Source organism: Candidatus Eisenbacteria bacterium, from assembly GCA_013140805.1.
Lineage (GTDB): Bacteria > Eisenbacteria > RBG-16-71-46 > RBG-16-71-46 > RBG-16-71-46 > JABFRW01.
The window spans coordinates 1-22,630 of record JABFRW010000209.1 but is presented as its reverse complement, the minus strand read 5'-3'; the positions used below and the strand labels follow the sequence as shown (position 1 = coordinate 22,630).

Genomic DNA, 22,630 nt, shown 5'->3' with positions numbered 1-22,630 from the left:
TTAAGTCCGTAAACTGTGGCATGCCCAAATCGAGCCCGATGGGACGGCGGGTGCGTGCAGTTCGCCTCAAGTCCGGCCTCACGCAAGCGGCCCTCGCAGAACGCCTGCAGGTCTCCGCCTCCTACCTCAACCTGATCGAACACGATCGCCGCCCGTTGCCGGCCGCACTTCTGCTGCGCCTGGCCCACGTTCTGGAGCTCGACCTCAAGGAAATCGGGATCGGGGACGAGCCGCGGCTCGCGAGCGACCTGGCCGAGGTGTTCGCCGACCCTTTGTTCGCGGAGTCGCCGCCCGCCGAGGACGAGATTCGCGAATTCGCGGTCACCGTGCCCGAAGTCGCGCGCGCGGTCGTTCAGCTTCATCACGCCTATTCCGCGGCGCATGCCTCGGCCCAGACGCTGGCCGCGCAGGTGCTGGACCGGCAGGACATTCCGGGAATGGAGCTGACGGGGCTGTCCTCCGAGCAGGTGACCGACTTCCTCCAGCGCCATCGCAATCACTTTCCCGAGCTGGAAGCCGAAGCGGAGCGGGTCTCGCGCGACGGCACCGTGCAGGGCGAGGACCTGTTCGCCGGCCTGTGCCGATTCCTCGAGAAGCAGCACGGCGTGGTGGTCGAGGTGCGGCGGGTCGGCGACATGAACGGCGCGATGCGGCGATACGACGCCGAGAAGAAGCGACTCATGTTGTCCGAGGTGCTGCGGCGTGGCTCGCGGAACTTCCAGCTCGCCTACCAGGTCGGGCTGCTGCAATGCTCCGCGGCGCTCGATCGCTTCGTGCGCGATGCGACGCTGACCTCGGACGAGTCGCGCGTGCTGGGTCGCGTGACGCTCGCGAACTACTTCGCCGCGGCGCTGCTCATGCCCTACTCCGACTTTCTCGGCGCCGCCGAGCACGAGCGCTATGACCTCGACCTGTTGCAGCATCGCTTCCGGGTCAACTTCGAGCAGGTGTGCCACCGCCTCTGCACGCTTCAGCGCAGTGGTGCCGAGGGTGTGCCGTTCTTCATGGTCCGCACCGATCGTGCCGGCAACGTCTCCAAGAAGTTCACCGCGAACGCGGTGACGCTGCCGCGATTCGGAGGCCTGTGCCCGCTGCGCAGCGTGCACGCCGCGTACCTGCAGCCGAACTCCCTGCGCATCCAGATCTCACGTCAGCCCGAGGGCGTCACGTTCTTTTCGGTCTCGCGCACGATCCGCAAGCATCGCGGCGGCTTCCACGACCCCGAGATCCTCTACGCGATCGAGCTCGGCTGCGAGATCGAGCACGCGCCGCGCCTCGTCTACAGCGAAGGGATCGACCTCGCGAACCCGGCCGCGATCGTGCCGGTCGGCACCACGTGCCGGCTGTGCGAACGCCGCGATTGTCGGGCCCGCGCGTTTCCGTCGATCCAGCGCCCGCTCAACATCGACGAGAACACGCGCGGCGTTTCGTTCTTCGCGCCGACCTCCGAGTAGGCGGCTCGGGAGCCTCCGGCGCGTGGGATCGCGCGCCACGCGCGAGCGCTGAGTTGCCGGGCGCCCCGAAACCTCGGACAGTGTCCGGCGTTCCGTGCGGTACGGGAATCGAACGCGAAACATGAGGAGGTCGCGATGGTGACCGTGATGTCGTTGTGGCTCCCGATCCTGGTGTCCGCCGTGATCGTGTTCGTCGCGAGCGCGATCATCCACATGGTGCTGCCCTACCACCGATCGAACTTCGGCAAGGTTCCCGCCGAGGACGGGGTGATGGAGGCGCTCCGCAAGTTTTCGATTCCAGCCGGCGACTACATGCTGCCCTCCGCGGGCTCGCCGGACGCCATGAAGGATCCTGCGTACAAAGCGAAGCTCAAGCAGGGGCCGGTCGTGTTGATGACCGTGCTCCCGAGCGGCGGCTACACGATGGGGCGCAATCTCTTCGTGTGGTTCCTGTTCTGCCTCGGGGTGTCGGTCATCGCCGCCTATGTGACCGGGCGCGCCGTCGGAGCGGGAACCCGATACCTCGAGGTGTTTCGCTTTGCGGGCGTGACCTCGTTCATCGCCTACGCGCTGGCGCAGTGGCAGGAATCGATCTGGCACCAGCGCAAATGGAGCACCACCTTCAAGCACACGTTCGACGGACTGGTGTTCGGACTGCTGACCGCCGGCACGTTCGGGTGGCTGTGGCCCAACTAGGCGACGCGGTCGCCGACTCCCGGCGATCGTGGCCTCAGGAGCGTCGAGCGTCAGCGCTTCGGCCTCGGGATCTCGATGCCGAGCGCGGTGGCGAGATCGATCTGGTGCTCTTGTTCCTGGACGAGAATGGTGCGGAGCTCCTCGGCCATGGCGTACTCCTCGAGTGACTCGCACTGGCGGATGCGCTCACGATAGTGGCCGATCGTCTCGGTCTCGTTGTCGAGATCGAAGCGCAGCATGTCCTTCGCCTTCGTTGAGGTCTTCACCGGCTTCGCGGTGACGCTCGGCATTCCGCCCAGGTAGTCGATCTGCTTCGCGAGCGTGATCGCGTGCTGGAGTTCCTCACCGGCGTGGACTTCGAGTTCGGCGGCGATGTTCATGTACTCCGCGCCCTTGATCACCTGCGAGTAGACGACGTACGCGATGATCGCCTGATACTCACGCGCCAGATCTTCGTTCAGATTTGCGATGAGCTGTTTGCGGGTGATGGCGGCGGGCACGGCGGGTGGCTTGGCCATGGAGGCTCCTGTTCACGTGGAGAAACGCGTCGAGGTGCGCAGCCTAGCGCATCCACTCGGCTCGACAAGCGAGGTTCCCCGGAGGTCCCCCTCGAGCCGCCAGAGGAGCGCGAATCGATCAACCGAGGATGCGTAAGAAGTGCCGTTCAATTGTAAGAATCGGGGCGAGCCAGGCGGCAGCGATCGCCGCGCTTCGAACGCGCAAGTCCCGTAAGTGCGCGGTATTCCAGCGAGCATCCGCGGATTCGTGGTCTGGCACGCCCTCTGCCTTCTCCTCCGGCGTCTGCTCGATCGATCACGAGGATCGAGAGAACGATTCCGTGAGCCAGCGGTCGCTCCCGCCGTCCGTGCGGAAACCGCTCTCGAATGCATCGGGTCCGCATCCCACGATGCTCGCCCGGGAAGGAGAACAAGCCATGCTTTGGACCATCGCCGTCGTGCTCGCGCTGCTGTGGGTGTTGGGTCTCACCACCTCGTACACGCTCGGAGGCTTCATCCACATCCTGCTCCTGCTCGCCATCGCGTCCGTCCTGATTCGCGTGATTCAGGGCCGCAAGCCGGTTTGAACGGGACGCCGTACTTCACGCCGTCGAGGAGGGTCGTATGAGATCCATCGGAGTAGTCCTGGTCGTGCTGGGCGTGCTCGCGCTCGCCTATCAGGGCTTCAGCTATACGAAGCGCGAAAAGGTGATTGACCTCGGCCCCATCCAGGCGACGGCGGACACCAAGAAGCACGTGTCCATTCCTCCGATCGCGGGAGGCGTCGCGGTGGTGGCGGGCGTAACGATGATGCTGATCTCGCGGCGACAGGATTGATCGGCGTCGCGAATTCTGCGAGACACGATGCGGCAGGGCTGGACTCAACTCGAGACCGGCCCTGTTTCGTTTGGCGGCAGCGACCCGGCGTCAATCGCCGGCGGGCTTCGCCATTGCACGGCCGCGCGCGTCCGCCAGGTAACCCGGTCGCAAATCGAGCAAGCGCGAGAATTTCTGCGTGAGGTAGTCCTCCCGGCTCGACAGGTGACCGTCGGCGTACGCCACGCGCCACATCAGTTCCGCCAGCACCACCCGCTGTCCCTCGTCGTAGTGTCGCGCCACGACGCTCGTGAACTGGTGCAGGTCGACGGAATCGCGACGCGCCTCTTCGGCGACCTCCAGCAGATCCCTCACTTCGTCCGCGGCGAGTCCGAAGTGGCGCACCAGCGAGGCGGTGATGTGCTCGCGCTCGGCGTGCGTGAACTCGTCGTCGGCGTGCGCCAGTTCGAGCAGCAATGCGCAGGCCGCGATCTGCAGCGGGCGAGTTGCGTCCGAGCTCGAGGACTCGCTGATGCTCGCGCGGCGGGTCAGCAGCGATTTGAGCGCTTCGAACATCGGGAACCCCTTTCGCGGCGCGCAGCCTAGCACGCCGCACAATTCCAAGTTGACATGCGGCCCCGCGGGCCTCTAAATCTTGCCATGGTTCGCGCGGTTTCGACGCGCGCGGTCCCGGCGGCTCGGGCGGCTTGCGGGATCGGGAGGGTTGGGTCCCTCCGCGAATGAGAGCCCTTAAAAGGAGGTGATCCATTGGACAGTAATCGCTTGGGTTCGGTGGAGGTGGCGTCCTCGTAAGGGTTCTCGGGGTGCTTGGCGCACCGGGAGCCCCGTTCGCGGGGAACCCAACGCCTTCGACACCGAAAGCTTCTGGGCTCCGGTTCGATCCTGAACCGGAGCCCATTTTCTCGCCGTCGCGTCGGTCCCGACGCACCGCGCGTCGTCGCCCTCTCCGCACCGCGTGTCGCGCTGGCACCCGCGGAACTCATCGCTTACGGTTCCGCGCATGAGCCGTGATCCGGAGCGAGGTCTCGACGAATCACTGCTTCGCGACGAAGCGCGCCTGGTGACCGGGCTCTCGGCCAACGACGCGCAGTGGGTCGAGCGCTTCGTGCGAGGAGCGCATCGAGCGGTCTACGCGTTCGCGACACGCCTCACACCCGATCCGGACCTGCGCGAGGAATGGACTCACGTCGCGCTGCTGCGCATTCTCGAAGACGTGCGCGAGGGCCGCTTCGTGCTGCGACACCCAGGCGGGTTCTGGTCCTGGTTTCGAAAGCGCGCCTACTTCCTGGTGCTCGATCAACTGCGGCGCGCACGTCGCGACGCGGCGCGAAACGAAGCCGAGCCCGACCTCGATGCGCTTCCGGATCTCGCGCCGTTCGGGGCAGGCGATCCGGCACGCGAATTCGAGCGCGTCGAGCTGCGGGCCGACATCGAGCGCTGCCTCGAGGGGTTGTCGAATTCCGATCACCGCCGCGCGCTCGAGCTGCTGTTGCTCGTGGATCTGCCTTACGAAGAGGTCGCGGCTTCGCTGAGCTCCCCCCTGAGCACCATCAAGACCTGGATCCGGCGCGGCCGCATCAGCCTGCGGGAGTGTCTGGCTCGCCGCTGGCGGCTCGAGGCGGGAGACGCGCTCGATGCAACTTCGCACTAGAGTGTCGCCGTGTTGACCGCCATGGAACCCCATGAGATCTGACCACGTGGCGTGGCGCGAGCGGGTGCTCGCCTATGAAGAATCGGACGCTTCGGAGCGTGCCGCAATAGACACGCATCTGTCGGAGTGCGCGAACTGCCGGACGATGCTGCAGGCGCTGCGCGACCGCGAGTCCCGTGCGTTTTCGACCGGTCAGCTCCCGGTCGAACCGCTGGAGCTCATCGGAGCCGACGCCGAGGCCGAGCAGCTCAGCGCGAATCGGCTGGTGGAGCTGCTGGCGCCGCCGATCGAACGTCAGCGCTTCCGGCCGGCGAGCCAGGCATCGAACGGAGCGCGCACTCCGCGCCGGCTTCCCCGCTGGGTCTGGCTGGTTCCCGCGGCGGCGGCTGCCGCGCTGGCGGTCGTTTTCATGGCGGGCCCGGGGCGCGAACGGCATTCGATTCCGCGCATCGAGTCGCTGGCGGTCGCGCACGCTTCCCTGATGCGCGGTGCGAACGCCGCCGAGTTTCACACCGGTGACGCGTTTCACCTGCGTTTTCGCCTGACCGCTCCGGGGACTCCGATCGTGTTCGCGCTCGACGAAGCCGGAACCGCCGAGCTGCTGTACCCGGCGATCGGCGTGCCCGCGCGCCGTTTTGCCGCCGGCGACGTGGTGCTCCCGGACTCGGTCTCCGCCGAGATCTGGACGCTCTCGGATCCTCCCGGTCGCGAGACGTTTCTCGCCGGAGCACTGCGGGATCCAGCCCCCGACCTGACGAGCCTGCAGGCCGAACTCGCCCGTTCGACCGGCGCGGCGACGGATCGCGCTGCGCGGCTGCACGCGGCGCGCGACCTGCTGGAACGGCACGCCGATTCGGTGAGCGAGATCACGGTCTCGCACGCGGAGCCGCGCGATCGCTGATCGGCAGTTCGCTCCGACGGCTGAAACCATTTCGCGCCGCCACCGCGTGTTGAACCCGTGTGAAGCGACCCGCTGCTCGAGCGGGCCACTGTTTGCCGCGCGGGAGGTGTTTCATGCGTTGGTCTGGCGGATTCGGTCTGATTCGTTCGTGCGCCACGAGGGCGATGCTGGTCGCTGGCTTCATCTGCGTCTCGTTCACGGCGGTGTGGGCCCAGGGGCTGGGACCGTTCGTGAACGAGCAGTTGCCGCCGGCCGGCGGGGTCGTCATTCAGTCGAGCCCGGCGAATCCGCTCAAGCCGCTGTGGATCGATGTCGACGGCAGCAGCCTCGACGACAATGGCGACACGCACCATGCCGTACCCAACGGGATCGACGAAACGTGGCGCCTGTTCCTGTCTCCCTCACGAACGGCGATGGTCGCGGTCCACGGCAGCGAGACGAATTGCGACGACGCCGTACCGATCGAGATCCGCGTGTACCGGATCCCCGCCGACGATTCCGATCTGATCTCCCTCGGCTCCAACAACCAGTTGCGCTGCCTCCTCTACACCGCCTTCGATGACCGCGCCGCGAATCCCGTGTACCGCACCGCGGTGTTCTATGAAGGCAAGACCTCGACGGGTAGCAGCGGGCATCTGTTGTGGTGGAATCTCGTCACCGGCGAGCACGGCCGCTCGGCCGGCGAGTACACCTATCCGATCAATCCGTCTTCCTTCTCGCAGTCCGGGACCATGGCTTCGGTTCCGAACGACGTGAGCGGAATCAACGGTGCGCACTATTCGCCGGTCGAGCTGTGCCCGGCGTGGATCGGCCAGGCGTCGATCCCGGGACCCGCGCGCGCCAACAGCCCGGCGGCGTACGTCGAGAACGGAACGCCGAACCGCGTGGTCGTCTATCGGACCGGGAGTCCGTTCGGCCCCATCGTGGGCGCCCCGGTGCTCTACGTGGATTGCTCGGTTCCGAGCGAGCCCTACGGCGCGTGCTGCTCGAGCGAGGGGTGCCAGCAAACGCATCAGGGGGACTGCACGGGCACCTGGCAGCAGGGAGTGACCTGCCAGGACGCGGCGTGTCCGATCGCGGTACTCGAGGTCTCGCTCGCGGGCCCCGCGACCGCGGTGCCCGGCACGTTCTACGACTACACGCTCACCGCACGCAACACCGGCGCGCTCGCGTCGAGCTCGGTCACGATGATCGACCGGGTGCCGTCGGGCGTCACGTTCGTCTCGGCGTCCGGTGGCGGCACTTATAGTGCGAGCACCCAGACCGTGACCTGGACGCTGGGAACGCTGGGTGCGGGCGCTCAGACCACGCGAACGCTCAGGGTGCAAGTCGGATGCTTCGGATCCTCGTTCTCCAACAACACCTACTCGATCACCGGTTTGCCGGGCGGCACCGTGATCGGCGCGCCGCCGATCACCACCACGCTGGTGCTACCGAACACCGCCGGGCTTTCGCTCACACTGATCTCTTCGGCGCTCGCACCGACTCCGCTTCAGACCGGTGATCGCGTTCGTCATACGGTCCGCATCGGCAACTCGAGCGCGACGAACTTCGACAGCCTCTCCTTCACGCTGCAGGCCGGAACCTCGTCCGAAATCGCGCAGATCGTGAACCAGGGCGGAGGCTACGTGCTTTCGACACCGACGAGCCTCAGCTGGAAGGGCAACGTACCGTCGGGCTCGACGCTCGACGTGATCTACGAGACGGCGATCAAGCAGTGCCGCAGCACCCAGGCGACCACCGAGGCGATGAACCGTGGGATCGGCGTCATCATGCGTAACCCGTGTTCATCGATCATGGCGTCTGCGAGCGTGACTCAGAGTTTTGCGGTTGCGCCGTCGCCGTTCCGGATCTCGCTCGAGAGTTCGACTCATGGGCCCGTTCAGTGGTGGGGCGCACCCGACGTGAACCGCATGATCGCGTGCCGGCCGGGGGCGACCGTCGATCTGGAGGTGCGCTTCTACAACAACTCGTCCTCCGTGGGGCCGGCGTCATCGATCACGATCGATCTGCCGCCGGAACTGCCCGCCATCTCGACCCCGCCGTTCCTCGGCAGCGTTCCGGCCGGGACGGTGTGGAATTCGACCACGCGCACCATTTCGTGGAGCGGGCAGCCGGCCGCCAACGACAGCGTCGTGATTCGCTTCCGAACCCGCATGAGCGCCAGCGCCTGCAAAGCGAGTCTGGAGGCGCTTGCGAGCTACGGTGCATGCACGAACGCGTTGCTCACCGAGCTTGCCGTGCTTGCGGTCCCGGTACCGCCCGCCAATCACCTGCTCACGCTTCACAACTCGAGCGGACTGAGATTCCGGGACACCACGGCCACCGCGGTGTGGCAGTCGCTGCTGTGCGGGGTGTTCGAAAACTCGCGCGGCATGGGACGCACCGCCGACGGCACCATCTGGGTGGCGGGCCAGCCCTGCTTCCGCCTCAATCCCTATCAGCTCTCGTTCGCGATCCTGCCGCCGTCATTCGCCACCACGCTCGGCATGGACACGCCATTCGACGTTGCCGAGGATCCTCGCGACCACACGCTGGTGTTCGCGGGCTACCAGAGCGGACTCGGACTGCGGATGCGCCGCTACGATCCGGCGACCGGAACCGTCTCGTTCATCCTCAACGACACCAGTCCGCAGACGCTTGGAATCCCCAGTCGCGTGGTCGTGAGCCCCGACGGCATCATCGGAGCCAACACCAGTTCGTCGCTGATGCGCATCAATCCCGCGAATCCGGCCGCCTATCAGCGCTACCTGCCGCCCGGTGGCGGCTCGCTCAACGGACTCACGTTCGACCTCGACGGCAGCTGGCTGACCACCAGCACACCGAGCTCGGCGGTCGCGCCGCGCAACCTCATGAAAGTGGTGCGCGACACCGGCGTGTTCTCGACGCTGATCAACCTGCAGCCCTACTTCAACTGGCAGTACGGCATGCCGGGCCTCGCCGTCGCGCCCAATCAGGACGTCTACCTGGGAACGTACGCAGACCAGTTCGGAGCACTGCGCCGCAGCTCCGGTTCGACGGTCGAACTGATCCCCGACGATCTCTCGAACATCGATCTGAACTGGGTCGGGCACACCACCACCGGAATCGGAGGCACGACCGCGAGTGTCGCTCGCCACGAGCTGGCGCTCGCCGGCGCGATCCCCAATCCGGCGCGTGACGCGACCTCGCTCCAGTTCACTCTTCCGCGCGCCACCCGGGCCACTCTCGAGCTGTTCGATTCGCAGGGCCGCCGCATCCGCACGCTGGCGAACGGCGAGTACCCGGCGGGCAATCACACGGTGAGCTGGAACGGGCTCGACGAGGGCGGACGCTCGGTGCGGGCCGGCGTCTACTTCGCGCGACTCTCGAGCGATGGCGCAACGCGGCGCGTGCAGGTGGTGCTGACTCGCTGAGCGCATCCGCCGCGGAGCCGCGGCGGCAAGCTCAGCGAAGCGGAGTGGCGGGGGCGCGCGCAGTTCGGGGCGCCCCCGCGACGCCTTGCAGCACGAACGGCGCCCAGTAGGCCGGGTGGCGCCTCTGAGCCGGGGCCGCCATACGCGTCACACCGCGCGATGCGCCGCTCGCGCTTGCCGCCTCGATGCCCGCGAGCATCGCGCGCTTGACCGTGGCGAGCGCCTCGGCTGCGGGCTCGCCACGCGCGAGCCGATCGTAGAACGCCAGCATGAAGTCGGCGGTCGCCGCATCGTCGACCTGCCACAGGCTCACCAGCAGATTGCGGGCGCCGGCGATTCGAAACGCGCGCGCGAGACCCAGCAGTCCCTCACCCCGTTGCACGGTGCCGCGCCCGGTCTCGCACGCGGACAGCGTGACGAGTTCCAGATCGCCGTGGCGCGCAATCACCTCGTAGGCCTGCAACAGCCCGTCCCCCGCCGCCGCGGAATCACGCGCCAGCACGAGTCCCGAGAAACGCGGGCGTCGCGCATCGACGAAACCGTGCGCGGCGACGTGCAACACCTGGCATCGTTCGATCTCGCGCAGCACCTGCGACTCGGTGGCGGCCGCCCCCACGTAGGTGCGAGCCCCCGGAAAGTGCCGGGCGATTCCCTGCACCTCGCGGCGCGCGTTCGGAAGCCGTCCGACCGCAAACGCGAGATCGCGATCCATCCCACGCCGCATCGCCTGCTGATCGAGCGGCGAGACATCCGGATCGCCGAACGCCGCCAGCCTCGGGCTGCGCGATGCGGCGCGCGGCGCGTCGTCGAAGAACAGACTCGGTGAAGCGCCGAGCACGACGGCTCGGCGCTCGATCAGGCAGCGCTCGCTGCCACGAGTCCCCACGCGCAGGACCTCGAATGGCAGTCGATGCAAGGGCCCGTCTGCGGTCACCAGCAGACGCCCGCTTCCAATCCACGCCGCTTCGGGCACCAGCTGCGCTCCGAGGCGCAACGCAGGCTCGCGCCACCGGTCGTCCGAGCCCGACGACAGCGCGGCGACCAGCGAGTCGACTTCGCGATCGAGCTGCGCCTCGCCTGCGTCGATCTCCCGCACCACCAGCGTCTGCGGAGTCACGACGAACACCAGCCCGCGCTCGATTCCGATCAGATACGCCAGCATCGTTTCGTTTGCACCGAGTCGTCGTCTCAAGTCTGCAACGCCCAGCGATCGTGCGAGCCCCGACGTGCGCGCGTAGCCCGGCGCGGCGCGCTCGAGGCGCAATTGTGCCTCGGCGAAGCGCTCGCGAAGCGACGCGCAGCGGCTCTCGAGCGCACGCAATCCCGCCGATCGATCGGCGGGCGCCAGCGCGTACTGCGCCGTGAGCCGGCGCTGTGCGTCTTCGAGCGCGGCGCGTGCCGCATCCACTTCGCGCAGCACGGCGTCGGGGGCGCCGCGGCGCGGCGCCGGCAGTTCCTGCTCGAGTCGTTCGCGCAACCCACGAGCGCGACTTCGGTCGACGACGCGAAACGCTTCGGCGCCGCGCCCGGCGCGGCGATAGGCGAGCGCGAGTTGTACGTAGAGTTCCTGCCACAGAGTCTGGATCTGGCTGCGTTCCTCACCGCTGCGCAGCGAGAACTGCGCCAGCTCCTGCAGTTCGATCGCCTCCTCGAACGGAGCGATCGCGCGCGCCGGCTCGCCGGCGGCGAGCAGCGCGCGGCCCTGCCGCTCGAGCAGTCGCGTCATGAGCTCGCGTGCGTTCAATCGGCGGGCGACCGGCAACGCGCGCGCGAGTGCGGCGAGCGCCGCCTGCGGACGACCCGCAGCGAGCTGCACCTCGGCGTCCAGTTCCCATGCGCTCGCCATCAGCGCCGAGTCGCCGCGCGCCTCGGCGAAGCGCCACGCGGAGTCGGCAACCAGCCCGGCTTCCTCGATGCGCGAGAGCTCGAGCAGCGCGCGCACGATCAGCGCATTGGCGCTCGGCACCCCGGCGGGCTCCGCGACGGCCAGGCGTGCCGCGGCTTCCCTCGCTTCGGTCAGCGCGACCGCCGCGCGGCCGCGTTCGAGCTGAAGGCCGGCGCGTGCACACAACAGATGGGCGACGAACCGTTCGCGGCCCAGCTTGCGTTCGACCACGAGCGCTTCCTCGAACAGTCGCTCGGCCCGCGTGTCGTCACCGGACTGGAGCGCGAGCCCCGCCAGATCGCTCAGGATCGCACCCTGGAGTCGCGGGAGTCCGAAGTCGCGCGACTCGGCCACCGCGCGTTCGAAGTGTTCGCGCGCCGCGTCGAAGTCGCCGCTCGAGGTCTCGATCTGTCCGAGGTGCTGCAGATTGAGAACGTGCCCTTCGGCGCGTGGCGCGTAGCGATCGTAGATGAGGTTGGACTCGGCGAAGTGTGCGCGCGCTTCGTCGTAACGCTTCGCCGACAGGAACAGCTTGCCGAGCTGCCCGAGCAGATTCGCGCGCGCCCGATGCTCGTCGAGCGGCATCATCGCGAGTGCTTCGCGATAGATCTGCTCCGCCTCCGGAACGCGGGCCTCGGCCTCGAGCGTGGTTCCGAGACCGTGCAGGCAGCGGGCGTTCAGCTCCGCTCGCCCGAGGCCGCGCGCAATCGCGACGCCGCGCTGGTAGTGCACCCGCGCCGAGTCGAGCTTGCCGAGCGATTTGAAAGCGACCGCGAGCTGCCGCTCGGCCTCGGCGCCCATGTAGCAGGGGCCGGTTGCCGGTGCCAGAGCCACCGCCTGCTGCAGCACGGCGAGTGCTCTGCGAGTATCGCGCTGCTGCCAGCGCGTACCGGACAGCGTGCGCGCGCACATCACGATCTCGGGCTCGCGCGCGACGAGTCCGAGGCTCTCGGCGATCGCGAGCGCCGGGTCGCTCGGGTCGCCGCGACCGGCGCGATCGAGCAATGCCTCGTGCACCGCCGTCTGCGCGGCTTCCGAGAGTCGACCGAGCGCCACGTAGCCGCGCCGCGCTCGCGCCCACGCGAGGCGGCCCGCGGTCGAACGTCCGAGCACGACGAGCGTGGTGCCGCGAGCGACATTGACCGCGACGTCGCTGGTCTCGGCGCGCGTGCGGGCGAGCAGGGACTCGGCGGCGGTCGAGTCCGAGGCCGCGAGCTTGGCTCGCAGCACCAGCGCGGGCACATCGAGCGGTTCGGCGGCGAGTCGGAGCTGGATCTGAGCGTGCGCCGAGTCAGGCGAACGGGTGGCGAGGTCCGACAGATCGTTCCAGGTCTCCCAGAAACGCTCGCGCTCGAGTGCCGAGCACGGATTCGCCCATGCGAGGCCGAGTGCGAGCGCGAAGCTCAGCACTCGCGACGCGCGCGATGCCAGATCCGAGGGTGGGTGCGGAACGGGCGATGGGGACATGCACACTCCAGGCGGTCGATGGGGCCGTCAGCCTAACACTTGCGCGCTCGCGGCTCGCTCGGTTCGCGAACTGCGCCTATCATGCGCGCGACCGTGATCGGCCGGGTGACTCACCCGGTGTCGGTACGTTCAGCCGTGCTTCATTCGTGGAGGGACCCCCTGCTCGGACCTGGAGCTGCCTCACGCGGCGTGAGGCTCGTCCTCGCCGCCTGCGGAATCGCGATCGGTTGGACGTTCGTCCAATCCGACGATTCGATTGCTCGGCCGAAGCGGCCGATGCCGCAACTCTCGATCGGCGACGCGAGCATGCGAGAGGGAGACGCCGGCGCAGACACGTTGTGGTTCGCACTCGCGATCGAGCCGCCCGCCGACGTCGAAGTGCGGGTGCAGTTCCGTACCGAGGACGGGACCGCGCGCGCCGCAGACGCGGACTACGTCGCGGTGACTGGCGAAGCCTCGCTCGCCGCCGGCGAGTTCACCGGGCGCCTGTTCGTGCTGGTGATGGGCGATTCGCTGCTCGAGGGCAACGAGGTCCTGCGCGTTCGCCTGCTCGGTGCGGCCGGCGCCGAGATCGCCGACTCGCTTGCCTTCGGAATGATCTCGAACGACGAGCGGACTCGGTTCGCCTACGTCCCCACCGGGTTCGAGAACTATCCGTTCGGCAGCCTTCCGCTCGCCTGGAGCGACATGAATTCCGACGGATGGCAGGATCTTCCCCCCGCCAGCGGCGGGCCCGGGATGGGCTTCCAGGAGATCGAAGGCTTCGGTGCCTTCCTCGAGGCCGGCAACTATCACGGTGCGAGCTGGTGCGACTACGACCGCAATGGCTTCCCCGATCTCGTGGTGCTCCCCTATTCGGTCGACTACGCACCGCACAGCCGCGCCCTGCTGCTTCGCAACCGTGGCGGGGGCGAATTCGACGAGGTCGCGCTGACGCTCGGAATCGCGGAACCCGGATTCGGCGAGACCGCGGTGTGGGGCGACTTCGACGGCGATGGCTGGCCGGACCTCTTCACGCCCTATTACGGACACGTGCCGCCGTTTCGAAGCTTTCTCTTTCGCAACCTGGGCAATGGGACCTTCGAGGAGCTCGGAGTCCAGGCCGGGGTCGACCTGTTCGCGACTCCCGAGCACCTGAAGCCTGAAGGCGCGACGGCTGCGGACATCGACGGCGACGGTTCGCTCGATCTCTACTGCGCCAGTCACCTGTTCCTGAACGACGGCACCGGTAAGTTCAAGGACGTGCGGGCGGAGCGCGGGCTACCCGAGGCGTTCGACGAGGGCACCTGCTTCGTCGATGTCGACTCGGACGGCGACCTTGAACTCTATCTGCGAACGGCCGAGGGCCCGCGCCTGTTTCGACTCGATGACCCGAAGTCGCCGGAGATCACCGCGCTCGCGGGACTCCCCTCCTATCCGATGGCCTGGGGCGACAGCTGGTCGGACGTCGAAGGCGACGGTGATCTCGATCTGCTGGTGATGGACTTCGATCAGGGGTCGCACCTGCTGCTGAACGACGGGCTCGGCCACTTCAGCGAAGACTTGGGGTTCCGTCAGCTCGGCGTCAGCAGCGACCAGTCCTCGTGGGCCGACGTCGATCGCGACGGGGACCCCGACTTCGTCGTGAGCGTCTGGGATCGGCGGCTCTATCAGAACCTGGCGCAGCAACTGCCGGAACCGGCGGACGGATACCTGGAGGTCACCGTGGTCGACTCATCCGGATTCCTGACCGCACACGGCGCCACGGTGCGACTGACGCGTCTGGACGGCGGACCGGGCGCGGTCCAGACCCGTGTCGTCAGCGGGCAGAACGCGTATCTGTCGCAGAACGAGTACGCCGTGACGTTCGGGGGCGCCGGCGAGGGACGCTACGCACTCGCGATCAGCTATCCGAGTCGTGGCGGCGTTCCGCAGATCGTGGACTCGCTGATCAATCCCGAGCTCGGCCCCCTGCGGCCCGGGCTGCTTCGCAGCCGGCGGATGAAGGTGCTTCGCGACGGTCGCATCGAATTCGCGCCGGCTCCGGTGGCGGGCGTGACGCCCGGCGGAGCCGCGAATCTCCGCCTCGGACCCGCCACGCCAACGCCGACCCGCAATGAAGTCGAGTTCGCAGTCGATCTCGAGCGGCCGGGACGCGCCGCGCTCATGCTGCTGAACGTTCAGGGTCGTCGCGTCGGGTCGCTGGAGCTCGGACCGCTTCCGAAGGGCACGCATCGCGTGCGCTGGTCGCTACGAGAAGCGCTCGGCGATGCACCGCCGGCCGGCGTCTACTACTGCCGGCTCGAGATCGATGGAGCGCCCGCCGGAGTCCGCCGCGTCGTACTGGTCCATTGATCCGGGCGAGTCGCGCTCGCCACCTTCGGGCCGTACGTGGCCGGGTCAGAAGCCGAACGATGCCTTGAGTCCGGGCGCGCCGTTTGCCGAGACAGTCGGGACCAGCGCCATCGCCCGCGCGTCATGTCGTCGAACGATCGTGCGCGCGATCAGCGTACCGGTCACGGCGGGAACCACGACGTCGGACGCCCAGTGGCTGCGCGAATCGACGCGCTGGATCGCGACGGTGGTCGCAAGCGCATAGGTCGCGACGGTCACCGGCCATCGATTCGCGTGGTGCGAGAGGATGGTCGCGAGCTCGAACACCACCGAAGTGTGTCCGGAAGGAAACGATGTGCCGCCGTCGAACTCGAATGCCTCCGGGCCCTGATTCTCGAACGGCCGCCGCCGCCCGATGAACAGCTTGGACAGATTGCGAACCCCGCCAGCGATCAGATGCGACTCGAGAATCTGCGCAGGAATGACCGTGAGGGGTTCGACACGAAACGCGTAACCGATCCCGAGCGCCCCCAGGTAGAACGGCGCGGTCTTACCCATCAGCCCCAGCGACTCGAGTGAGTAGCCGACATCGAGCACCGCGTCGTAGGTCGGGTCGCCCTGATTGCGCAGCGCCGCACGCGTGATCGCTTCGTCGTGGTTGTAGATCACGGCGGTCACGGCCGCGGTGCCGGCGATCCACAGCACGGCGCGCCGGTTGATTCGCGCGGGTGACGAGGCAATCGACCAGGCGTCGGAGCCGAACGCCCGCAGGCCGTTGCCGACGTCCTGAATCGGATGCAGCGCGTGATCCGCCGGACGTTCGGGCGCCGAGTCGGGCGTCGCCACCGCCTCCGCCGCCAGACTGACCGCGGCAGGAGCACACGACATCAGCGCAAGCATCACGAGCCAACTCGCACCACGAACCCGCACCATGACGAAGCACCTCCAAAGTCGTGAACGCAAACCGATCACGCAGCGAGCCGGCATCCTACCGCGACCGACACCGCGCGCGCGCCTGCACGCGAATCGCGCATCCGCTATGGTTCCGGACCTCGTTCACGCGCCGCCGTCCACGGAGGGACCTTGCTCGAACCTGCCTCCCTCTCGCCTGACACTCCGCGACTCAGCGATCCGCAACAGGTCCTGGAGCGCGTGTTCGGCTACCCGGAGTTCCGACCCGGTCAGCGCCACGTAATCGACGCGGTGATGCGCGGCCGCGACTGCATCGCGGTGATGCCGACCGGCGCCGGAAAGTCGCTCACGTTCCAGATCCCGGCGCGCCTCCTGCCGGGACCGGTGCTGGTGATCTCGCCGCTCATCTCGCTCATGAAGGACCAGGTCGACGCGCTCACGCGCTTCGGCTTCAAGGCTGCGGTGCTCAACTCGACGATCGATTTCGAGGAGCGGCGGCGGCGGCTCGGCGCGCTGCGTCGCGGCGAGCTGGAACTGCTCTACGTCGCGCCCGAAGGACTCGAGGGTTCGCTGCGCGACATCATCGCCGAGTGCGGCATCCGCCTGGTGGTCGTCGACGAGGCGCACTGCATCAGTCAGTGGGGCCACGATTTCAGGCCCGCCTATCGCAAGCTCCAGGGCCTGAAGGAGCAGCTCGGTGACGTGCCGGTGCTGGCGCTCACCGCCACGGCGACGCGACGGGTGGCGGGCGACATCATCCGCCAGCTCGGCATGCGCAAGCCCGAGGGCTTCAAGGGTTCGTTCTTCCGCCCGAACCTGCGCATCACCGTGCAGAAGAAAGGCGCCGGGCGCACCACTCGCGACGACATCGTCGGCATCGCGCGGCGCCACGAAGGTGAGAGCGGCATCGTTTACTGCCTGAGCCGCAAGATGGTCGAGAGCACCACCGAGTTCCTGCGCGATCACGGGGTGCGTGCGCTCCCCTACCATGCCGGGCTCTCGGACGCCGATCGCTCGCGCCACCAGGACGCGTTCGCACGTGACGAGGTGGACGTGATCGTCGCCACCGTCGCATTCGGCATGGGGATCGACAAAAGCAACGTGCGGTTCGTGATCCATCGCGACATGCCGCGCAGCATCGAGGCGTGGTATCAGGAGATCGGCCGCGCCGGACGCGACGGACTCGAGAGCGACTGCGTCCTCATGTACTCGTGGGCCGACGTGATCGGCTACGACGCGTTCCTGTCGGACGTTCAGGATTCCGAAGTGCGCGAGGAGACGCGCCGCAAGACCGTCGAGCTGTTTCGGCTCGTCGACGGCGGCGGTTGCCGGCACCAGCGACTGGTCGGCTACTTCGAGGAGAGGATCGCGCCGTGCGAATCGAGCTGCGACCTGTGCCGCGGCATCGGCGTCGAGTCGCTGATCGAAGCGGGACCGCGAGCGCGCACGCGCTCCTCGGCGAGCGGCGCGGGCTCGATGCGCGAGCTGCTGGCCGCGGACTTCGATCCGACCGCCGCCGAGACCTTTGAGCGGCTGCGAGCACTCCGCAAGCGTCTCGCCGACGGCGAAGGCGTGCCCGCCTACATCGTGTTCAGTGACGCGGTGCTGCGCGCGATGGCGGTGAGGAAGCCCAAGGACGCGGTCGAATTGCTCGCGATCCCCGGCGTCGGCCCGGCCAAGCTCGCGCGGTATGGGGCGGAGTTCCTGGGGGAATTGGCGCGGCTCGGTTGACCCGGAAACGTTACCGCGCCGTATCGACCGCCTTGAGCATGGCCTCGGTGTAGCGCTCGCCCACCGCCGCGCCCTTCGGGACGCGCTCGTCGAGCCACTCGAGATCTGCCACGGTCAGCGTCACGTCCGCGGCGCCCAGGTTCTCCTCGAGCCACTTGCGACGCTTGGTGCCCGGGATCGGCACGATGTCCGGGCCGCGCGACATCACCCACGCGAGCGCGAGCTGCGATGCGGCGCAACCCTTCTTCGCGGCGAGCTCCTCCACGCTCGCTGCAAGGGCCGCGTTCAGCTCCATGGACTCGGCCTGAAAGCGCGGGTGCGTGCGGCGCCAGTCGGTGTCGGGAAGATCGTCGGGACTCCGCAGCGTGCCGGTCAGGAATCCGCGCCCGAGCGGGCTGTAGGCCACGAGTCCGATGCCGAGTTCGCGGCAGGTCGCGAGCACGCCGTCCTCGGGGTCGCGCGTCCACAGCGAGTATTCGCTCTGGAGCGCCGAGATCGGATGCACCCGGCTCGCGCGCCGCAGGTTCGCGGGCCCCGCTTCGCTCAAGCCCAGGTAGCGCACCTTGCCCTCGCGGACCAGATCGGCCATGGCGGTGACGGTCTCTTCGATCGGCACCTCGGGGTCGACTCGATGCTGGTAGTACAACTCCACGTGGTCGGTGCCGAGTCGCTTGAGCGACGCTTCGCACGCTCGCTTCACGTTCGCGGCGCTCGAGTCGAGCCCCGCGGGCCGGCCGTCCTCGCCGATCCGAAAGCCGAACTTGGTCGCGAGGGTCACCTGGTCGCGACGCCCCTTGAGCGCCTTGCCGAGCAGCAGTTCATTGGTGTGAGGTCCGTAGATCTCAGCGGTATCGAGAAACGTGCAGCCGAGTTCGATCGCGCGATGAACCGTGGCGATCGCCTCGGCTTCGTCGGCGGGCCCGTAGGCGTAGGTCATGCCCATGCAGCCGAGTCCGATCTCCGATACCACCAGGCCCTGCGTTCCGAGTGCTCGCATTCGCATGGTCAGCTCCTCACCAGGCCGCGCAGCACCGTCTGCAGGATGCCGCCGTTCTTGTAGTAGTCGACGTCGACCGGGGTGTCGAGGCGCGCGATCGCATTGAACTCGAGCACCGAGCCGTCCTCACGCGCGGCACGGACCTTGACCTTCTGCCGCGGCTCGAGCCGGCCGCCGAGTCCTCCGACATCGAAGGTCTCGCGTCCGGTCAGTCCGAGCGATTCAGCGGTGTGTCCGGCCTCGTACTGAAGCGGCAGCACGCCCATGCCGACCAGGTTCGAGCGATGGATGCGCTCGTAGCTCTCGGCCAGCACCGCGCGCACACCCAGCAGCAGGGTGCCCTTGGCGGCCCAGTCGCGCGATGAACCGGAGCCGTACTCCTTGCCGGCCAGCACCAGCAGCGGAGTCGCGGTCGCGCGGTACTTCTCGCTGGCATCGAAGATCGCCAGCTTCTCGCCCGACGGCAGATGCTCGGTGACGTTGCCTTCGCTGCCCGGCACCAGCAGGTTCTTGAGCCGGATGTTCGCGAACGTTCCACGCACCATCACCAGATCATTGCCGCGCCGCGAGCCGTAGGAGTTGAAGTCCTTCTTCTCGACGCCCTGCGCCTTGAGCCACCGGCCGGCTGGACTGTCGAGCGCGATGTCGCCGGCGGGCGAGATGTGATCGGTGGTCACCGAGTCGCCGACCATCACCAGCACGCGTGCTCCCGCGATGTCCGCGACCGGCGCGGGCTCGAGACCGAACGTCGAGAAGAACGGCGGCTCGTGGATGTAGGTGCTGGTCGCGTCCCAGCGATAGCGATCGCCGCCCGCGACCGGGATCTCGTTCCAACGCGGATTGCCGTCGAACACGTTGCCGTATTCCTCACGGAACTGTTCGGGCTTGAGCGCCGCAGCCAGGGTGGTCACGATCTCCTGCTGGCTCGGCCACACATCGCGCAGGAACACCGGCTTCCCGTCGCGCGAGGTGCCGAGCGGCTCGGTCTCGAAGTCGATGTCGACCGTGCCGGCGAGCGCGTACGCCACCACCAGCGGCGGAGACGCCAGATAGTTCGCGCGCGTGTGCGGATTGACGCGGCCCTCGAAGTTTCGATTGCCCGACAGCACGGCCGCCGCAACCAGATTGCCCTGCGTGATCGCCTGCGCGATCGGCTCGGCGAGTGGCCCCGAGTTTCCGATACAGGTCGTGCAGCCGTAGCCGACCACGTCGAAGCCGACTGCTTCGAGCGGCGCGAGCAGCCCTGCGGCTTCCAGGTAGCGCGTCACCACTTTGCTCCCGGGCGCCAGACTCGTCTTCACGTAGCTCCTGGGCTTCAACCCCAGTGCGGCCGCTTTCTTCGCGACCAGACCCGCACCAATCATGACCGACGGATTCGAGGTGTTCGTGCACGAAGTGATGGCGGCGATCACCACGGAACCGTGTGCGAGAACGGCAGGATCACCGTTCGAACCGATCGCGACGGTGCGAGCGAGATCGCTCTCGCCGAGGCCGTAGCCGCGCTCTTTGACCGAGGTCGTCAGGCCTTTGCGGAAGGCGCTCTTCATGTCGCGCAACGCGACGCGGTCCTGCGGGCGCTTGGGCCCCGCGAGACTCGGCTCGACCTGCGCCAGATCGAGTTCGAGCGTGTCGCTGAACTCGGGATCCGGCGTCGCGTCGGTTCGGAACAGCCCCTGCGCTTTGTAGTAGGCCTCGACGAGTTGCGCCTGATCGCTGCGATTGGTGCGCTCGAAGTAGCGGAGCGTCTCGGCGTCGACCGGGAAGTAGCCGATCGTCGCGCCGTATTCGGGTGCCATGTTCGCGATCGTGGCGCGATCGGCGATGCCCATGCTCGAGAGCCCGGGGCCGAAGAACTCGACGAACTTGTCGACCACGCCCTTCTTGCGAAGCATCTGGGTGACGACCAGCACCAGATCGGTCGCGGTCACCCCCTCGCGCAAGCGACCGCTCAGCTTGAAACCGACCACCTGCGGCATCACCAGGTAGAGCGGCTGGCCGAGCATCACCGCCTCGGCTTCGATGCCTCCGACGCCCCATCCCACCACGCCGAGCCCGTTGATCATGGTGGTGTGCGAATCGGTGCCGACCAGCGTGTCGGGGTACGCCACGACGCCGCCGTCCGCCGTCGGACTCGTCATGACGCCCTGCGCGAGGTACTCGAGGTTCACCTGGTGAACGATGCCGGTCGCGGGTGGCACCACGCGAAAGTTGGAGAACGCCTTCTGCCCCCAGCGCAGAAACTCGTAGCGCTCGCGATTGCGTTCGAACTCGATCTCGGCGTTCTTCTCGAGCGCCAGCGAACTGCCGAACACGTCGACCTGCACCGAGTGATCGATCACCAGGTCGACCGGCACCAGCGGGTTGATCCGTCGCGCGTCGGCGCCGAGCCGCTGCACGGCGTCGCGCATGGCGGCGAGATCGACCACGCACGGCACTCCCGTGAAGTCCTGAAGGATCACGCGCGCGGGCTTGAACGGGATCTCGACCGGTTCGGTCGCGGTCGGCGACCAGCGCGCGAGACGCTCCACATCGGCCGACGACACCTGGTATTCGTCGCAATTGCGGAGCGCGGATTCGATCAAGATGCGGATCGAGAACGGCAGCCGTTCGAGCGTGATGCCGAATCGTTCGGCGACGCGGTCGAGGCGGTGGATCGTGACCGGGCCGCGCGGGGTGGAGAGTTCGAAGCGGGCGCCCAACGGATCACGTGCAGGGACGTTCATGTCGCGTCCTTTCCGGTAGCGACGGCACACAGGGCCGTCGGGAAGAACTGGGGGACGCACAGGGTCCCCAGTGAACGGTGGTGACTATAGCACCCCGTCCGAGTATCGGCCGTCCGACGACCCGCATGAGGCGTTCACTGCGACTCCCCGGCGTCCAGCCGGTAGCCGACGCCCGGCTCGGTGACGAGCAGGCGGGGCCGCGAAGGATCGGCCTCGAGCTTCTGCCGCAACTGTGCCATGTAGACCCGCAGGTAGTGGTGCTGGCGGATGTGCGTCGGCCCTCACACCTCACGGAGCAGATGCTCGTGCGTCAGCACCCGCCCGACGAGGCGCACCAGCTCCGAGAGCAGCCGGTACTCGATCGGGGTGAGTCGCACGTCGCTGCCCGCGCGCGTGATGCGTCGATGCGCGAGATCGATGCGAACGTCACCGATCTCGAGCATCGCGAGCACAGCGATCACGACCTGGGTCCAATCCAGCGCGCTCATCAGAAACGCTCCGGCTTGAGCAGCGAGGCGACCAGGTACGCGAGCAGGACGAGCGCAATCAGCGCCCCGATGACGTAGAGCGGATTCATTCAGTCCTCACATCAGGCGATCGCACAGGCGAACCAGCACCCGCGCAAACGCGAAGCACAGAACCACCAGCAGGAGCCACAGCGCATCCATGAGTTCCTCCGTCGCGCCGATTCGTGGCGCCCGCTGATGAGAGCGCGGAAGTGCGTCAGGCGCGCGAAGGGAGAGCGGCGGCGCGCATCAGGAACGCATCAGGATCGGGGCTCGAACGCCGCGATCGCGGCTACATCAGCTCCTGGAGTCGCGCGTAGCCGGCGCGGCTCACGGGAATCTGGCGCCCATCCTTGAGCACCGCCATGCGGCTGTCCTTGGCGTAGAGCTCGAGTCGCGCGAGTCGATCGACCTGCAGCACGAACGAGCGGTGTACGCGCACGAACCGCGCAGGGTCCAGCGACTCCGCCAGCTCGCCGAGCGGCTCGGGCTTGAGCCACGTCTTCCCCGCCGCGTGAATCGCGACGTAGTCGTCCTGCGCCTCGATGTAGTCGATCGCGTCGACCGGAATGACCTGAACCGCCCCGCCGTCGCGAATGATGATGCGTTCGACGAAGCGTCCGGTGGGGCGCGCGGTGGCGGCAATCGCGCGCCCCACCGGACGC

The 22,630-nt window shown here is 67.8% G+C and carries 16 protein-coding genes and 2 pseudogenes; 9 read left to right on the top strand and 9 right to left on the bottom strand.

Annotated elements, in window-relative coordinates:
* The first annotated feature begins 20 nt into the window (after positions 1 to 20).
* Both HOP12_16105 and HOP12_16100 read left to right on the top strand, forming a co-directional pair.
* Entirely contained in the window at positions 21 to 1,454 is a 1,434-nt protein-coding gene (locus HOP12_16105) for a DUF2083 domain-containing protein (GenBank protein NOT35664.1), read from the top strand.
* A 135-nt stretch (positions 1,455 to 1,589) separates the two neighbouring features.
* Positions 1,590 to 2,150, top strand: coding sequence for a hypothetical protein (locus HOP12_16100; protein ID NOT35663.1), 561 nt, complete (start codon positions 1,590 to 1,592; stop codon positions 2,148 to 2,150).
* Positions 2,151 to 2,200: 50 nt separating this feature from the next.
* On the opposite strand, the gene HOP12_16095 is transcribed toward HOP12_16100, so the two are convergent.
* Positions 2,201 to 2,668: a ferritin-like domain-containing protein gene (locus HOP12_16095; GenBank protein ID NOT35662.1), complete on the bottom strand. Its 468-nt coding sequence runs from the start codon at positions 2,666 to 2,668 to the stop codon at positions 2,201 to 2,203.
* Between the two features lie 416 nt (positions 2,669 to 3,084).
* Here HOP12_16095 and HOP12_16090 point away from each other — a divergent pair, with 416 nt between their 5' ends.
* Positions 3,085 to 3,234 (top strand): lmo0937 family membrane protein, encoded by a 150-nt coding sequence (locus HOP12_16090; protein NOT35661.1) that lies wholly within the window; start codon positions 3,085 to 3,087, stop codon positions 3,232 to 3,234.
* Between the two features lie 37 nt (positions 3,235 to 3,271).
* A complete protein-coding gene (locus HOP12_16085) occupies positions 3,272 to 3,484 on the top strand; it encodes a DUF3185 domain-containing protein (GenBank protein ID NOT35660.1) in 213 nt (70 codons plus the stop codon).
* A gap of 90 nt (positions 3,485 to 3,574) precedes the next feature.
* Here the strand turns inward: HOP12_16085 and HOP12_16080 are convergent, their stop codons facing one another.
* Positions 3,575 to 4,039: a TerB family tellurite resistance protein gene (locus tag HOP12_16080; protein NOT35659.1), complete on the bottom strand. Its 465-nt coding sequence runs from the start codon at positions 4,037 to 4,039 to the stop codon at positions 3,575 to 3,577.
* Between the two features lie 445 nt (positions 4,040 to 4,484).
* Between HOP12_16080 and HOP12_16075 the strand changes: the two genes are divergently transcribed.
* From HOP12_16075 to HOP12_16065, 3 genes are all read left to right on the top strand, one after another.
* The gene (locus tag HOP12_16075) at positions 4,485 to 5,135 is read left to right on the top strand and encodes a sigma-70 family RNA polymerase sigma factor (protein ID NOT35658.1); all 651 of its coding nucleotides are present in this window, start codon (positions 4,485 to 4,487) and stop codon (positions 5,133 to 5,135) included.
* Positions 5,136 to 5,166: 31 nt separating this feature from the next.
* Positions 5,167 to 6,036 (top strand): DUF4384 domain-containing protein, encoded by an 870-nt coding sequence (locus HOP12_16070; protein NOT35657.1) that lies wholly within the window; start codon positions 5,167 to 5,169, stop codon positions 6,034 to 6,036.
* Between the two features lie 113 nt (positions 6,037 to 6,149).
* Positions 6,150 to 9,431 (top strand): DUF11 domain-containing protein, encoded by a 3,282-nt coding sequence (locus HOP12_16065; protein ID NOT35656.1) that lies wholly within the window; start codon positions 6,150 to 6,152, stop codon positions 9,429 to 9,431.
* Positions 9,432 to 9,462: 31 nt separating this feature from the next.
* Here the strand turns inward: HOP12_16065 and HOP12_16060 are convergent, their stop codons facing one another.
* Positions 9,463 to 12,783 carry a CHAT domain-containing protein gene (locus HOP12_16060; GenBank protein NOT35655.1) on the bottom strand — a complete coding sequence of 1,107 codons (3,321 nt, stop codon included), beginning with the start codon at positions 12,781 to 12,783 and terminating at the stop codon, positions 9,463 to 9,465.
* A gap of 276 nt (positions 12,784 to 13,059) precedes the next feature.
* Between HOP12_16060 and HOP12_16055 the strand changes: the two genes are divergently transcribed.
* Positions 13,060 to 15,117 carry a hypothetical protein gene (locus tag HOP12_16055; GenBank protein ID NOT35654.1) on the top strand — a complete coding sequence of 686 codons (2,058 nt, stop codon included), beginning with the start codon at positions 13,060 to 13,062 and terminating at the stop codon, positions 15,115 to 15,117.
* A gap of 45 nt (positions 15,118 to 15,162) precedes the next feature.
* Here the strand turns inward: HOP12_16055 and HOP12_16050 are convergent, their stop codons facing one another.
* Entirely contained in the window at positions 15,163 to 16,029 is an 867-nt protein-coding gene (locus HOP12_16050) for a phosphatase PAP2 family protein (GenBank protein ID NOT35653.1), read from the bottom strand.
* Between the two features lie 219 nt (positions 16,030 to 16,248).
* Here HOP12_16050 and HOP12_16045 point away from each other — a divergent pair.
* A pseudogene (locus HOP12_16045) lies at positions 16,249 to 17,739 on the top strand (ATP-dependent DNA helicase RecQ).
* Positions 17,740 to 17,749: 10 nt separating this feature from the next.
* On the opposite strand, the gene HOP12_16040 reads toward HOP12_16045, so the two are convergent.
* The 5 genes and pseudogenes from HOP12_16040 to HOP12_16020 all read right to left on the bottom strand — a co-directional run.
* On the bottom strand, positions 17,750 to 18,742 hold the full coding sequence (locus tag HOP12_16040) for an aldo/keto reductase (protein ID NOT35652.1): 993 nt from the start codon (positions 18,740 to 18,742) through the stop codon (positions 17,750 to 17,752).
* Positions 18,743 to 18,744: 2 nt separating this feature from the next.
* A complete protein-coding gene (gene acnA / locus HOP12_16035; protein ID NOT35651.1) occupies positions 18,745 to 21,459 on the bottom strand; it encodes an aconitate hydratase AcnA in 2,715 nt (904 codons plus the stop codon).
* A gap of 134 nt (positions 21,460 to 21,593) precedes the next feature.
* Positions 21,594 to 21,947, bottom strand: a pseudogene (locus tag HOP12_16030) (hypothetical protein).
* Entirely contained in the window at positions 21,947 to 22,036 is a 90-nt protein-coding gene (kdpF, locus tag HOP12_16025) for a K(+)-transporting ATPase subunit F (protein ID NOT35650.1), read from the bottom strand. The pseudogene HOP12_16030 and the gene kdpF overlap by 1 nt, the downstream one beginning before the upstream one ends.
* 221 nt (positions 22,037 to 22,257) lie before the next feature.
* A partial coding sequence (locus HOP12_16020) for a LytTR family transcriptional regulator (GenBank protein NOT35649.1) occupies positions 22,258 to 22,630 on the bottom strand: 373 nt, incomplete at its 5' end.

Excerpts from the sequence above, each read along its gene's own strand:
- HOP12_16100 (NOT35663.1), top strand. The coding sequence starts at position 1,590 with ATGGTGACCGTGATGTCGTTGTGGCTCCCGATCCTGGTGTCCGCCGTG.
- HOP12_16050 (NOT35653.1), bottom strand. The coding sequence starts at position 16,029 with ATGGTGCGGGTTCGTGGTGCGAGTTGGCTCGTGATGCTTGCGCTGATG.
- kdpF (NOT35650.1), bottom strand. The coding sequence starts at position 22,036 with ATGAATCCGCTCTACGTCATCGGGGCGCTGATTGCGCTCGTCCTGCTC.
- acnA (NOT35651.1), bottom strand. The coding sequence starts at position 21,459 with ATGAACGTCCCTGCACGTGATCCGTTGGGCGCCCGCTTCGAACTCTCC.
- HOP12_16090 (NOT35661.1), top strand. The coding sequence starts at position 3,085 with ATGCTTTGGACCATCGCCGTCGTGCTCGCGCTGCTGTGGGTGTTGGGT.
- HOP12_16105 (NOT35664.1), top strand. The coding sequence starts at position 21 with ATGCCCAAATCGAGCCCGATGGGACGGCGGGTGCGTGCAGTTCGCCTC.
- HOP12_16055 (NOT35654.1), top strand. The coding sequence starts at position 13,060 with ATGCCGCAACTCTCGATCGGCGACGCGAGCATGCGAGAGGGAGACGCC.
- HOP12_16075 (NOT35658.1), top strand. The coding sequence starts at position 4,485 with ATGAGCCGTGATCCGGAGCGAGGTCTCGACGAATCACTGCTTCGCGAC.
- HOP12_16095 (NOT35662.1), bottom strand. The coding sequence starts at position 2,668 with ATGGCCAAGCCACCCGCCGTGCCCGCCGCCATCACCCGCAAACAGCTC.
- HOP12_16085 (NOT35660.1), top strand. The coding sequence starts at position 3,272 with ATGAGATCCATCGGAGTAGTCCTGGTCGTGCTGGGCGTGCTCGCGCTC.
- HOP12_16080 (NOT35659.1), bottom strand. The coding sequence starts at position 4,039 with ATGTTCGAAGCGCTCAAATCGCTGCTGACCCGCCGCGCGAGCATCAGC.
- HOP12_16065 (NOT35656.1), top strand. The coding sequence starts at position 6,150 with ATGCGTTGGTCTGGCGGATTCGGTCTGATTCGTTCGTGCGCCACGAGG.
- HOP12_16070 (NOT35657.1), top strand. The coding sequence starts at position 5,167 with ATGAGATCTGACCACGTGGCGTGGCGCGAGCGGGTGCTCGCCTATGAA.
- HOP12_16060 (NOT35655.1), bottom strand. The coding sequence starts at position 12,783 with ATGTCCCCATCGCCCGTTCCGCACCCACCCTCGGATCTGGCATCGCGC.
- HOP12_16040 (NOT35652.1), bottom strand. The coding sequence starts at position 18,742 with ATGCGAATGCGAGCACTCGGAACGCAGGGCCTGGTGGTATCGGAGATC.